10 protein-coding genes are annotated in these 12,825 nt (G+C 65.9%); 5 read left to right on the top strand and 5 right to left on the bottom strand.

Features of this window, described 5'->3' with window-relative positions:
- From pdeM to MU856_RS15055, 3 genes are all read left to right on the top strand, one after another.
- A complete protein-coding gene (gene pdeM / locus MU856_RS15065) occupies positions 1-717 on the top strand; it encodes a ligase-associated DNA damage response endonuclease PdeM (protein ID WP_412072832.1) in 717 nt (238 codons plus the stop codon).
- Between the two features lie 159 nt (positions 718-876).
- The gene (locus tag MU856_RS15060; RefSeq protein ID WP_062903099.1) at positions 877-3,693 is read left to right on the top strand and encodes a TonB-dependent receptor; all 2,817 of its coding nucleotides are present in this window, start codon (positions 877-879) and stop codon (positions 3,691-3,693) included.
- 116 nt (positions 3,694-3,809) lie between these two features.
- Positions 3,810-5,633 (top strand): cation:proton antiporter, encoded by a 1,824-nt coding sequence (locus tag MU856_RS15055; protein ID WP_062901588.1) that lies wholly within the window; start codon positions 3,810-3,812, stop codon positions 5,631-5,633.
- Positions 5,634-5,643: 10 nt separating this feature from the next.
- Here MU856_RS15055 and holA read toward each other — a convergent pair whose 3' ends face one another.
- The 4 genes from holA to MU856_RS15035 all read right to left on the bottom strand — a co-directional run bounded on the left by holA (position 5,644) and on the right by MU856_RS15035 (position 10,424).
- Positions 5,644-6,675 carry a DNA polymerase III subunit delta gene (holA, locus tag MU856_RS15050; protein ID WP_263587833.1) on the bottom strand — a complete coding sequence of 344 codons (1,032 nt, stop codon included), beginning with the start codon at positions 6,673-6,675 and terminating at the stop codon, positions 5,644-5,646.
- A gap of 5 nt (positions 6,676-6,680) precedes the next feature.
- Positions 6,681-7,217, bottom strand: a complete 537-nt coding sequence (lptE, locus tag MU856_RS15045) for an LPS assembly lipoprotein LptE (protein ID WP_003041627.1) — start codon at positions 7,215-7,217, stop codon at positions 6,681-6,683.
- Between the two features lies 1 nt (position 7,218).
- Complete coding sequence (gene leuS, locus MU856_RS15040) at positions 7,219-9,768, bottom strand: leucine--tRNA ligase (protein WP_062901590.1); 2,550 nt, start codon at positions 9,766-9,768, stop codon at positions 7,219-7,221.
- Positions 9,769-9,962: 194 nt separating this feature from the next.
- Positions 9,963-10,424: a DUF3576 domain-containing protein gene (locus MU856_RS15035; RefSeq protein ID WP_058812276.1), complete on the bottom strand. Its 462-nt coding sequence runs from the start codon at positions 10,422-10,424 to the stop codon at positions 9,963-9,965.
- 363 nt (positions 10,425-10,787) lie between these two features.
- Between MU856_RS15035 and MU856_RS15030 the strand changes: the two genes are divergently transcribed.
- Positions 10,788-11,417: a hypothetical protein gene (locus MU856_RS15030; protein ID WP_231292868.1), complete on the top strand. Its 630-nt coding sequence runs from the start codon at positions 10,788-10,790 to the stop codon at positions 11,415-11,417.
- A gap of 60 nt (positions 11,418-11,477) precedes the next feature.
- On the opposite strand, the gene MU856_RS15025 is transcribed toward MU856_RS15030, so the two are convergent.
- Complete coding sequence (locus tag MU856_RS15025) at positions 11,478-12,056, bottom strand: thiamine phosphate synthase (RefSeq protein ID WP_238929768.1); 579 nt, start codon at positions 12,054-12,056, stop codon at positions 11,478-11,480.
- Positions 12,057-12,149: 93 nt separating this feature from the next.
- On the opposite strand from MU856_RS15025, the gene MU856_RS15020 reads away from it, so the two are divergent.
- A complete protein-coding gene (locus MU856_RS15020; RefSeq protein ID WP_062901592.1) occupies positions 12,150-12,812 on the top strand; it encodes a YggS family pyridoxal phosphate-dependent enzyme in 663 nt (220 codons plus the stop codon).
- Positions 12,813-12,825 lie beyond the last annotated feature (13 nt).

The following is a 12,825-nucleotide window of genomic DNA, read 5'->3' as shown; positions in this document are numbered from 1 at the left end:
ATGCCGCCCGCGCCCGCCTTCGACTTTGCCGGCCAGACCTTTCACCTGCATGCCGAACGGGCGCTGTTCTGGCCCCGGCACGGGGCGCTGATCGTCGCCGACCTGCATCTCGAAAAGGCGAGCTGGTATGCCGCGCGCGGCCAGCCGCTGCCGCCCTACGACAGTCAGGATACGCTCGACCGGCTGACCGATCTTGCGCGGCGGACGCGCGCGCGCGCCGTCTGGTGTCTGGGCGACAGTTTTCATGATCGGACCGCGGACGAGCGCATCGCGCCGGCGACGGCCGACCGGCTGCGCGCGCTGGGGGCGATGACCGAACTTGTCTGGGTCGCCGGCAATCACGACGGGCTGACCGCCGGGGCATGGGGCGGGACGATCGCCGACGCGCTGTGCGTCGATGGCATCATGCTGCGCCACCAATGCTGCCCGAAAGAGGCGTGGCCCGAGATATCGGGACATTTTCACCCCAAGCTGCGGCTGCAGCTTCGCGGCCGCCCGGTGTCGCGCCCCTGCTTTGCGCATGACGCCAAGCGCTTGATCCTGCCTGCTTTTGGCAGTCTGACCGGCGGCCTCGACGTATTCGACCCGGCGATCGCTGCCAATTTTGCCGGTTCCTATCATGCGGCGCTAAATGCGCAGGGGCGGTTGCTTGCCTTTCCCTCGACCGCGGCAACCCACGATGACGCTACGGCAAGCAAAAGGGCGGCGACGCGATAGCGGCCTGCGGAGCCGTATAGCGCCTTGACCGGGCTGTGGCCAAAAAGCATCACCTGTCCAAAAACGTCGAAAAAGCAGGGGTCTCGCTGGAATGGGCCGCCATTTGCGGTATGACATAAGGGCAACGAAAAAAGAAATTATCTGAGAGGAGTGCCCAAAGTGACATCATCTTCCCTACTGAATGCCCGTCTGCTTCGCACGACCGCGCTCGGCGTGTCGATTGCCGTCGCGGCCGTCTCGGCGCCCGCCTTTGCGCAGGATGCCACCACCGATAACGCCGAAGACACCGCCAATGCGATCGTCGTGACCGCGCAGGGCCGTTCGCAGCTGCTGTCAGACGTGCCGGTCGCCATTTCGGCGGTCAGCGCCGAAACGCTGCAGAACAGCGGCGCCAACGACATTCGCCAGCTCAACCAGGTCGCGCCGTCGCTGCTCGTTTCGTCGACGGGCTCGGAAGCCAATGGCTCGGCGCGTATCCGCGGCATCGGTACCGTCGGCGACAACCCGGGTCTCGAAAGTTCGGTTCCGGTCTTCATCGACGGCGTCTATCGCTCGCGTTCGGGCATCGGCCTCAACGAACTGGGTGAGATTGACCGCGTCGAAGTCCAGCGCGGCCCCCAGGGCACGCTCGGCGGACGCAACTCGTCGGCGGGCCTGATCAGCATCTATTCGAAAAAGCCCGACTTCAACTTCGGCGCCAGCGGCGAAATAACCTATGGCAACTATGACTATTGGCGCCTGAGCGGCAGCGTTACCGGCCCGATCACCGACAAGGTCGCGGCGCGCCTCGACGGCGTCTGGGTGAAGCGCGACGGCTTTTTGCGCGACACGACGAACAATACCGACGTCAACAACCGCGACCGCTATTTCCTGCGCGGCCAGCTTTTGTTCGAACCGACCGACGCGCTGTCGATCCGGTTGATCGCCGACTACACCTATCGCAACGAAAAATGCTGCGGCGCGATCTATGTCGACAACAGCGTTAACCCGTACATCGGCAATCTCAACAATCCGTCGACGCCGCTGTCGACCGGAGCGACAGGAACGCCGCCAAACGTGCCGCAGCCCGATGGCAATAATATTATTAACGTTCTGCGCGACCTTGGTCAGCCGCTCGGCGCCTTCAGCCAAGGTTACAGCCGCGATCTGTCGGTCAGCGCGGGCCGCAGCTTCGCTGGCAAGACCAAGGATTATGGCTTCTCGGGCCAGGTCGACTGGGATCTCGGTGGCGCTACGCTGACTTCGATCACCGGCTATCGCGAATATCGCTCGGGCCAGGCGGGTGACCTCGACTATGGCGCTGTCGACATTCTCTATCGCGCGCCGAGCGACGATGCCTATCGCCAGTTCCACACGTTCACCCAGGAAGTGCGTCTGCAGGGTGAAGCATTCGATGGCAAACTCGACTGGCTCGTCGGTGGTTTCTATGCCAATGAAAAGCTGACTGTTCGCGACAATCTGCGCTTCGGCACACAATATGGCCGCTTCGCCGCGTGCCGCCTTATCTCGGGCGGGGCGCTTGCGGGGCTCTATTCGCCGACGTCAGCCGGCTGTGTCGCTGCCCGACCGGCCGCTTTTGGCGCGGCTTCGCCGGCGATTTATGCGGCACTCGATCAACTTGATGGCATCAGCGACAAGGGCAGCATCAATGATCGCTACCGCCAGGACGATACCAACTGGGCGCTTTTCACCCACAATATCTTCCACATCACCGACAAGCTCGATCTGACGCTGGGCGTGCGTTATACCCACGATAAGAAGAAGTTCGCGGCGACGTTTACCAACGACAATCAGGCGTGCGTCAACGTCCAGAATCTGGTCGGCGGTTTTCTTGGTGTCGCTGCGTTGCAGCCGGTTTCTGCGGGGCTGATCGGGCTTGCCTGTCAAGGCAACTCGACTGCCGAATTGAACGGTGTTTCGATCAACGATCAGCGCAGCGAAGACAAGTGGACCGGCACCGCGATCCTTTCGTACAAGCCGGTCGACGATCTGTTGGTCTACGCCAGCTATGCCCGCGGTTACAAAGCCGGCGGCTTCAATCTCGACCGATCGGCGCTGAAAAATCCGATCCAGATCGTTGGCGGCGTTCCGACCTGGTCCTTTGCCCAGGCGGGCGGGGCGCAGTCGCTCGTGGGCAATCTGCAGTTCGACCCGGAAACGGTCGACAGCTACGAACTAGGCGCCAAATATTCGACCGGGCCGTTCAGCGCAGGTCTGACCTTCTTCCGTTCGGATTTCAGCAGCTTCCAGCTCAACACGTTTAACGGCAGCGTGTTCCTCGTGCAGAACGTCAACGGCTGTTCGGCTGATCTCAACGGAGCCGATCGCGATCAGAGCAAGTTCACCGGTTCGCCGAACTATAATGCTGCGGCCGCTACAACCGGTGCGTGTGCAGCCGACAATGTGGGCTGGGGCGTTCGTACGCAGGGCTTCGAACTCGAAGCTTCACTGGTTCCTGCTCGCGACTTCCGTATGACTGCCGGTCTGACGTATGCGCGGACAAAATATCGCAATAACCTTGTCGGCAATGCTTCGGGCGCTCCGCTCGATCAGGCACTGCGCCAGCTCCCCGGAAACAATCTGTCGAATGCGCCCGAACTGGTCGCGACCGGCAGCGTGACCTGGACGCCCGAAATCGGCAGCAGCGGTCTGACCGGCCTCGTCTATATCGATGGTCGCATGACCAGCGATTACAACACGGGTTCGGACCTCTTCCCGCAAAAGGAACAGGACGGGTATGCGATCTTCAATGCCCGCGTCGGCGTTCGCGGCCCTGACGAAAAGTGGGGCATCGAATTCTGGGCGCAGAACTTGTTCAACAAGCAATATGCGCAGGTTGCCTTCAACTCGCCCTTCCAGGAAGGCGGCGTGAGCAGCGCATTCTCGGATCCCCAGTATCCGGGTGGGCGCCAGATCTTCTCGCAGTTCCTTGCCGAACCGCGCACCTATGGCGTGACGCTGCGCGGCAAGTTCTGATCGCGTAACATGCGGCCGGCTTGTCCGGCCGAATAAGGGACCGCCCGTTTGCCGAAAGGCATGCGGGCGGCTCTTTTTTGTGGAACCTTTGCGCCGACCCTGCATAGGCTGGGGGCATGTTCGCAATCGACTCCCTGCTCGTAAAAATCGCGCTGATCGGCGTGATCGGCATCGGCGCCCAATGGGTGGCGTGGCGGACCAACAAACCCGCGATCGCGTTGATGCTCGTCGCCGGCATATTGGCGGGGCCGGTGCTCGGGCTGATCGATCCGGTGCGCGATTTCGGCGCCCTGCGCGAACCGATGATCAAGCTCGCCGTCGCGGTGATCCTGTTCGAAGGCGGCCTGAGCCTCAAGTTCCGCGAACTGCGCCAGGCGGGAACCGCGGTCTTCATGCTCGTCTTCATCGGGGTGCCCGTCGGCTGGGCGCTCGGCACCGCGGCGGCCTATTATGGCGCGGGCCTGCCGTTCGAGCTCGCGGCGCTGTTCGGCGGGGTAATGGTGGTGACGGGGCCGACGGTGATCGCGCCGATGCTCCGCTCGCTCAACATCGCGCCGCGCGTCAAGAATATGCTCAAGTGGGAAGGTATTGTGAACGATCCGATCGGCGCGCTGCTCGCGGTCGGCATCTACAGCTACATCACCCACGGCGGTGCAGATGCGAATAGCGTGAGCATCGTCACCGACGTCGTCGCGGCGAGCGTGCTCGCGATCCTGATCGGCGGTGCGGCCGGTTTTCTGCTGACCTGGGCCTTTCCGCGCGGCTGGGTGCCCGAATATCTGAAGGCGCCGGTGCTGCTGACGACGGTGATCGCGGTCTTCGTGCTTTCGGACCTCATCATGCACGAAACTGGTCTGATCACCGTCACCGTCATGGGCGTCGTGATGGCGAACCGCGAAACCTATTCGACCCGCTCGCTGCAGCGCTTCAAGGAGGATCTGACCGTCGTTCTGGTGTCGGGCGTCTTCATAATCCTGTCGGCGACGCTCAACTGGGACGTGGTCAAGAATTTCCAGTTCCGATTCCTGATCTTCCTCCTTCTGCTGCTTTTCGTCGTGCGCCCGCTGACGATCATGACGGCGCTGCTGTTCACCCGTATCCCGCTGAAGGAGCGGCTGTTCGTCGCCTGGATCGCGCCGCGCGGGATCGTCGCGGTCGCGGTGACGGGCCTCTTCGCGCTGCGCCTCACCGACTATGGCGTGCCGGGGGCGGAGGCGCTGGTACCCTTGGGCTTCGGCGTCGTCATCGCGACGATCTTTGCGCATGGCTTTACCGCTGGAACCTTCGCGCGCTGGCTTGGCCTCGATCAGGGCAAGGGTGACGGCGTTCTGCTCGTCGGGGCGAACAGCTGGACGATTGCCTTCGCGCAGTTCGTCAAGGAACAGGATCGCGGCGCGATGATCGCCGACGCCAGCAAGTTCGCGCTACGCCGCGCGCGGCGCGCCGACATTCGCGTCTATCACGGCGACATATTGGACGAGGTGCACGAGGACGCGATCGACATGGGCCAGTATCAGCAGCTCATCGCTGCGACCGACAATGACAGCTATAACGCGCTGGTGTGCGGCGAGCTGGCGCCCGAGATCGGCCACGACCGCGTCAGCCGCGTGGCGGGCGAGGCGACCGGCGCGAGCCAGCGGCTCGGTCGCGTGTTCACCATCGGCGGCACCACAATCGACACGCAGCTCGACCGCCTGCACGCAGGATGGACCTTCGGCCGCACGCGGATCACCGAAAAATTCCCTTACGCCGACTTTGTCGCGCGGATGAAGGCGTCGGGGGGCGACAGCCTGATGGTGGTCAAGGCGTCGGGCGACCTCGCGATCTTTTCGACGCGTCACCGCCCGACGGTGGAGGCCGGCGATACGGTGTGGACCTTCGTTCCGCCCGACGACCCGAAGGCGCGCCGCGAGGCGAAGGAGGCGACCGCGGCAGCCTGACGGTCCGGCGTCAGCGCGCTCGCGCGGCCTGATGCGCGATGTCGGTCATCAGCTTGCGGAACAGCACCGCGCCCGCGGTGCCCGATGCTTTTAGCGCACGCTCGCATTCCAGCAGCCGCGTCATCAGCCGCGCGACGCGCACCGAATCCCAGATGTGGAGCTGCGCCGTCACCGCATCGCGCTCTTTCCAGAATACGCCGCTGCTTTTCGCCGCGACCACCGTCGCCGGGTGCGCGCCCGCATCGACCTCGGCGCGCAGCCTGGCGAGCTGCATCGCGCGGATCGCCAGCGCGCGGATGATGCGGATCTCGGCGACGCCGACCGCCGCCGCTTGCGCGAGCATGTCGGGCAGGTCGCGCAGCTTGCCGCCGAGCGCGACGTTGATGCACGCGCTGACATCCTCTTCGTGCGTCGCGGCGCCCAGCGCGGCGATGTCGGCGGGCGTGACCTGCCGCTGCCGGTCGGGACCGGCGTCGAGGTAGAGTGCGATCTTCTCAATCTCGCGACGCATCAGCGCCTGATCGCCCGAGACGAGATCGACGAGCAATTGCGCCTCGGCATTGGCAACCCGCAATCCTTGCGCCGTCGCGGCTTCCATCGCGATGCCTACGAGCGCACGGCGGTCGGGCTGATAACAGATGGCGGCGACGGCATTATCAGCGCCCTCGACAAGCTTGACGAGTTTCGATCGCGCGGTGACCGAGGCGCCGGTCGCGATCACTGGGTTGAGCAAGCTGTCCGCGCCGAGCAGCGCCTCGACGGCGGCGAGGCAATCGTCGCCGCCGCCCGAAATCTCGAGCCGGATCACGCGCGCGGGCGAAAAGAGCGACATCGACGCCGCTTCGGCGGCAAGCAGCGCGCCGTCCTGTGCCATCTGGCCCGATGTCAGATCGACCCGCTCGGCCTCCTTGCCGGCCAGCGCGATCAGATGCGCGGCGACGCTTTCCATTGTCGCGTCGTCGGGGCCGGTCAGTAGGATGAAGCGGACCGCGGGATCGAGGCGGCTGAGGCGTTCGAGTTCGCCGGGCTTGACCGACTTCATGCCGGTCAGGGCGCCGGGGCGGACGGCGCCGGCTGGCCGCCGCCACGATCGGCGAAGACCGCAAGCCGCGCGACGATCTGGTCGGCGATTCCCGATGCGAGCCGTTCAAGCGTCGTCGATTCGGCGGCAATCGTCGAATATTCGCTGCCGACGACGTCGATCCCGCCGTCCTGCGCCGCGGTCGCGTCGAGCAGCACTTCGCCGCTTGCCGCATCGACGAGCTGATAGCGGGCGCGCAGCGTCCGCCGCTCGCGCGTCACGGCATCGTCGGAGCGGACGCCGAGGCCGGTGATCGAATCCTCGAGCCGCACGTCGAGCCGCAGCCGCTGGCCCGCACCATGTCCGCCTTGCGTCGCCTGCAACCGGTCGCGCAGCGCGTTGCGGACGAGCCAGCCATTATGCCCCTCGATCGGCGCGACATCGACGTCGGCCAGCACCTGCGCCACCGCGCCCTTGCTGCCGTTCGCATAGAGCGGCCGGAGCCCGCAGCCGCCAAGAAGCAGCGAAGCGGCGACGAGCGAGGAGGTGAGCAGGCGTTTCATGTCAGGGAACGATATTCACCAGACGGTCGGGAACGACAATCACCTTTTTGGGTGCGGCGCCGCCGAGCAGCTCGGCGATGCGCGGGCGGGCGAGCGCCGCGGCTTCGAGCGCGGCCTTGTCGGCGCCCTTCGCGGCGGTCATCGTGTCGCGCAGCTTGCCGGCGATCTGGATCGCGATCGTCACCTCATCATCGACGAGAAGCGCCGGGTCGGCGGCGGGCCACGCGGCGTCGGCGATCATCGGGGTCGTCCGCTGCGCCGCGGGCAGCACCGCCCAGGCCTCTTCGGCCAGATGCGGCATCATCGGCGCGACGAGCAGGATCAGCGTCCGGCACGCTTCGGCGCGGGTCGCCGAGGGCTTCGCCTTTTCGATATCGTTGGCGAGCGCGTGGATCTTGGCCACCGCCTTGTTGAAGCCGAGCGATTCGATGTCGGCGGCAACGCCGGCGATCGCCTGGTGCAGCTTGCGCGCCAGCACCTTGTCTTCGCCGCCGTCGCCGACATTGTCGGTGTCGCCGAACAGGCGCCACAAGCGCTGGACGAAGCGCCACGCACCCTCGATCCCCGCCTCGCTCCACGGCAGATCGCGCTCGGGCGGGCTGTCAGAGAGCATGAACCAGCGCGCGGCGTCGGCGCCATATTGGTCGAGGATGGCGTCGGGATCGACGACATTCTTCTTCGACTTCGACATCTTGATGACCCGGCCGACCTCGACCGGCGCGCCATCGGCCTCCAGCGTCGCGCCGTCGGCGGTGCGCATCACCTCGTCGGGGGTGAAGAAGAGGGGAGGGAGGCCCTCGCCCTGCGCACGGCTGTAGGTTTCGTGCGTCACCATCCCCTGCGTGAACAGGCTGGCGAAGGGCTCCTTGATGTCGATCATCCCCAGCTTGTTGAGCGCGCGCGTCCAGAAGCGCGCGTAGAGCAGGTGAAGGATGGCATGCTCGATGCCGCCGATATATTGGTCGACGGGCAGCCAGCGACGGATGACATCGGGATCGAACGGCCGGTCGGCCGGTGCCGAGGCGAAGCGCAGGAAATACCACGACGAATCGACGAAGGTATCGAGCGTATCGGTCTCGCGCACCGCTTCGCCGCCGCATGTCGGGCAGGCGACATGCTTCCACGTCGGATGGCGGTCGAGCGGATTGCCGGGGACCGAGAAATCGGCATCGTCGGGCAGTACGACTGGCAATTGGTCCTTCGGCACCGGCACGAGGCCACAGGCCGGGCAATGGATGAAGGGGATCGGCGTCCCCCAGTAACGCTGGCGCGAGACGCCCCAGTCGCGCAGGCGCCAGACGGTCGTGCCCTTGCCCCAGCCTTCATGCTCGGCGCGCGCGATGATCGCGGCCTTCGCCTCGTCGATGCTCATCCCGTCGAGGAAGTGGCTGTTCACGAGGCGGCCGGGGCCGGTATAGGCTTCGTCGCCGCGGAAGGTCTGGCCGGTTTCGTCGCCGTCCGCAATCACGCGGTGTACGGGCAGATCATATTTGCGCGCGAAGTCGAGGTCGCGCTGATCGTGCGCGGGACAACCGAAGATCGCGCCGGTACCGTAATCCATCAGCACATAATTCACGACCCAGATCGGCAGATGCCAGTCGGGGTCGAGCGGATGTTGCACCGACAGGCCGGTGTCGAAGCCCATCTTCTCCGCGGTTTCGAGCTGTTCGGCCGACGTCCCCTGACGGCGGCACTCCTCGATGAACGCGGCAAGGCGCGGCGCATCCTTGGCGAGCGTCTCGGCCAGCGGATGGTCGGGCGAAATCGCTGCAAAGCTGGCCCCGTACAGCGTGTCGGGGCGCGTCGTGAAGACGTCGAAGCCTGGCGCGCCGCCCGCGAGCTTGAAGCTGAATTCCAGGCCCTGCGACTTGCCGATCCAGTTTTCCTGCATCAGCCGCACCTTGTCGGGCCAATGGTCGAGGCTCTTGAGGCCATCGAGCAGTTCGTCTGCGAAGTCGGTGATCTTCAGGAACCACTGCGACAATTTCTTCTTTTCGACCAGCGCGCCCGAACGCCAGCCGCGCCCGTCGATGACCTGCTCGTTGGCGAGCACGGTCATGTCGACGGGGTCCCAGTTGACGTAGCTTTCCTTGCGCGTGACCAGCCCGTGCGCGAACAGGTCGAGGAACAGCGCCTGTTCCTGCCCGTAATAATCGGGCTCGCATGTCGCGAGTTCGCGGCTCCAGTCGATCGCAAGGCCGAGGCGCTTCAATTGCGCGCGCATCGCGGTGATATTGTCGCGCGTCCAGCCGCCGGGGTGGACGCCCTTTTCCATCGCGGCATTTTCGGCCGGCATGCCAAAGGCGTCCCAGCCCATCGGATGCAGCACGTCATGCCCGGTCATCCGCTTGAAGCGCGCCAGCACGTCGCCCATCGCATAGTTGCGGACATGCCCCATGTGGATGCGCCCCGAGGGATAGGGGAACATCTCGAGGATATAGGCCTTTGGCTTATTCGAACTGTCGGTCGTCGCAAAGCTGTTCGCGGCGTCCCATGCCGCCTGCCAGCGGGCGTCGGCGGCGAGGGCGCCAAAGCGCGTTTCGCGGGTCATTTGTTCGGCTACCCCGTTTGTCAAAATACCATCGATCAAAATAGCGTGCCCCCACCCTTCGACTGCCCGCAGGACGGGCGCTCAGGATAAACTTCAGCCAAAGGCCGGAGGCGGGGGCCCATCACCTGCCGTTCAAATCCGGAACAACCGGAGATGGATCCCCGCCTTCGCGGGGAAACACCGAAATCCGAAACTCAGCCCTCGATCGCGCTGCGGCGCAGGTCGCGGGCGCGGGTGAGGATGATTTCTTCCAGCTTCTGCACCGTCGCAGCCTGAACCGGCGCGTCGACCCAGGTGCCGTTCTGGGCGACCTGACGCAGCGCGGCGACGCGCAGCGCATCGGCGCGCAGGTCGCGGTCGAGGATCGACACGGTCACCTTCATGCGCTCGTTCGGATTGCCGGGGTTGGCATACCAGTCGGTGATGATGACCCCGCCCGAGCTGTCCGCCTGCAGCAGCGGCATGAACGACAGGGCGTCGAGCGACGCGCGCCACAGATAGGAATTGACGCCGATCGTCGTCACTTGGCTCGCCGCCAGGTCGGCGCGCGGCCGGTCCTTCCCGCCGCAGGCCGACAGGCCGAGCGCCGCGACCCCGATCAGGGCGAGCGCGGCCGGACGACGACCGAGCGAGGCAAGAAGGGTAAGCTTGGACATGCCGTAACACCTTATTCTGGGCGCGCGGGCAGCAAATGGCGGGCGCGCATGCGGAAATTTGCAAGCGTCTCTATCGCCCTTGCCGCCGTCCGGCAAGCGCGCCATTTCCGGTGTTTCGACCGTTCATCCCCGGCTCATCTCCGCTCGCCACTGTGCTGTTCGCGCAACATGTTCGGCGAAAAGCCGGCGACGCGCGATCAATCGGTCGGGAATCACTGGAATTGTCGCCCCCGTCGTCCTATCTCAGGATTCGATTGGGGTTGGAGTCGCAGAGCAATGGCGCGGAATTCGCGACATTTTTGGAAAGCAGGCCTGTTCGCGGTAGCAGCGGTTACCGTTGCGCTTCCGCCTGCGCTTGCGTCGATGACACGCGCCGACCGGATTCGCGACACCCAGCTTTCGAATTCGGTGCTTGGCCAATTCACCCCGGCGTCGGGCGACCCGCGCCTGATCGCCCGCTATATCAAAATCTCGGAAGAGGCGCGCCGCGGCTTCAGCTTCACGCCCGCGTTGCCCGATGACGGACATAAGAATCGCGCGATCACCGTCGTGATTCGCGCCCGCGACGATTCGTCGAGCGCACGCACCGCCGCGCTTGCCGCCGGCCGCACCAAATCGCCGATCTCGATCGCCCCTGTGACCTATAATCTGGGCGCGTCGGTCGGGTTCGAAAAATTCGTGACCCCGGCGCTGCCCAGCGGCACCGACCTGCGCAACCTGCCGGTCGCGCGCGCGCCCGAACAGGCCGACAACAAGAAATCGCGCTTCGCGACCAAGATGGTCAGCCGTCCGACCGATCCGGCCGGCGCAACCGACCGCATCACCGCGCCGGGCGAAGAGCAGACCGTCGATGTCGTCAGCAGCTATCGCCTGACCAAGAACCTCGATGTGACCGCGGGCGTCCGTTACAAGGCCGACGACCGCTTCCAGCCGCTGACCGACGCGCGCCGCGACAGTCAGGCAGTCTATGTCGGAACCGCTTTCCGCTTCTAAGAGCAGTACCGATCGTCGGGCCAGGCCGCCCATAGGCGATCATGCCCCCAGCGTCGGCTACTAACGCGCCCGACCGCGCCGCGCTTTGCGCGTCGCTGCCTTTTTCTCCCATGCGTCGATGGCGGCCCAGCCGGGCCGGACGCCGCTTGCGGCGCTGGCGCGGATCAGCGCGCGGGCGCGCGCTGGGGTCATCCCGCCCAGCGCGATCGCTTGGCCGCCGGCCGCGCGTGCGAGCCGCAGCCACGCCTCGCGGCTTAGCGGCGCGGCATCGATGTGCGACCGCGTCGGGTGAAGCGGCGAGACGAATGCGGCGTCGGCGCCCGCCCGCCGGGCGCGGTGCGCCTCGCGATGGTCATGGACCGGCATGGTGACGATCAGGCCGTTCGCGCGCGCCTGCGCCGCCCGGCGCGCGGCATGCTGCCGCAGATGGACGCCATCGGCCCCCAAGCGTCGCGCCTCGGCGGGCAATCCCGCGATCAGCAGCGTCAGCCCGCGCGCTTTTGCGATACGCGCGAGGCGGCGCGCGAGGCGCCAGCGCGCGCCTTGCGGCAGCGCGTCGTGCCGCAGGACGATGCCGCTTCCCGGCGGCAACAGCGCGGCGAGCGCCACCGTCCCGGCCGCGCTGCGTGCGTCGCTCATCAGCCAGCATGCGGGCAGGGGGTGGCGTCGGACCATCGCCCTTCCTATAGGCGCGTCGCGGGCGCACGCAACGCGCCCTTCGAGGATGACGATATGAGCAATGCGGCAAGCCGGCTGGCCGAGGTAGGGACGAACATTGCAGAGGCGGCGCGCCGCGCCGGGCGCAAGGCGGGCGACGTCTGCCTGATCGCGGTGACGAAAACGCATGATGCCGATGCGATCCGCCCGCTGATCGCCGCCGGCCAGCGCCATTTCGGTGAGAATCGCGTGCAGGAGGCGGCGGCCAAATGGCCCGCCCTGCGCGGTGAAGCCCCCGATGTGACGCTGCACCTGATCGGTCAGCTCCAGTCGAACAAGGCCGAAGAGGCGGTCGCGCTGTTCGACGCCATTCACTCGGTCGATCGCAGTTCGCTCGTCCAGGCGCTCGCCAAGGCGTGCGACAAGCTCGGCAAGCGGCCGCAGCTTTTCGTTCAGGTCAATATCGGCGACGAGGACCAGAAGGGCGGCTGCGCCGTCGCCGATCTCGCGGCGCTGCTCGCCGAGGCGAAGGCGGCGGGGCTGGCGATCGACGGCCTGATGGCGATCCCGCCCGCCGATGTGGACCCGGCGCCCTATTTCGCGCTGCTCGACGAACTGGCCGAGCGCCACGGCCTGCCGCTACGCTCGATGGGAATGAGCGGCGATTATGAAAAAGCGGTCATGCTCGGCGCGACCCACGTCCGCGTCGGCACCGCCCTGTTCGGCGCGCGCGACTAGGGCCCAAACCCGC

The sequence above is a fragment of the Sphingopyxis sp. GC21 genome, from assembly GCF_025727575.1.
Lineage (GTDB): Bacteria > Pseudomonadota > Alphaproteobacteria > Sphingomonadales > Sphingomonadaceae > Sphingopyxis > Sphingopyxis terrae_A.
The sequence above is the reverse complement of the archived record's forward strand: the minus strand, read 5'-3'. Positions and strand labels throughout refer to the sequence as shown.

What these genes read in the sequence shown, in the direction of transcription:
- pdeM (WP_412072832.1), top strand. Translation starts at nt 1, where the DNA reads ATGCCGCCCGCGCCCGCCTTCGACTTTGCCGGCCAGACCTTTCACCTG.
- MU856_RS15055 (WP_062901588.1), top strand. Translation starts at nt 3,810, where the DNA reads ATGTTCGCAATCGACTCCCTGCTCGTAAAAATCGCGCTGATCGGCGTG.
- holA (WP_263587833.1), bottom strand. Translation starts at nt 6,675, where the DNA reads ATGAAGTCGGTCAAGCCCGGCGAACTCGAACGCCTCAGCCGCCTCGAT.
- lptE (WP_003041627.1), bottom strand. Translation starts at nt 7,217, where the DNA reads ATGAAACGCCTGCTCACCTCCTCGCTCGTCGCCGCTTCGCTGCTTCTT.
- leuS (WP_062901590.1), bottom strand. Translation starts at nt 9,768, where the DNA reads ATGACCCGCGAAACGCGCTTTGGCGCCCTCGCCGCCGACGCCCGCTGG.
- MU856_RS15035 (WP_058812276.1), bottom strand. Translation starts at nt 10,424, where the DNA reads ATGTCCAAGCTTACCCTTCTTGCCTCGCTCGGTCGTCGTCCGGCCGCG.
- MU856_RS15030 (WP_231292868.1), top strand. Translation starts at nt 10,788, where the DNA reads ATGACACGCGCCGACCGGATTCGCGACACCCAGCTTTCGAATTCGGTG.
- MU856_RS15025 (WP_238929768.1), bottom strand. Translation starts at nt 12,056, where the DNA reads ATGAGCGACGCACGCAGCGCGGCCGGGACGGTGGCGCTCGCCGCGCTG.
- MU856_RS15020 (WP_062901592.1), top strand. Translation starts at nt 12,150, where the DNA reads ATGAGCAATGCGGCAAGCCGGCTGGCCGAGGTAGGGACGAACATTGCA.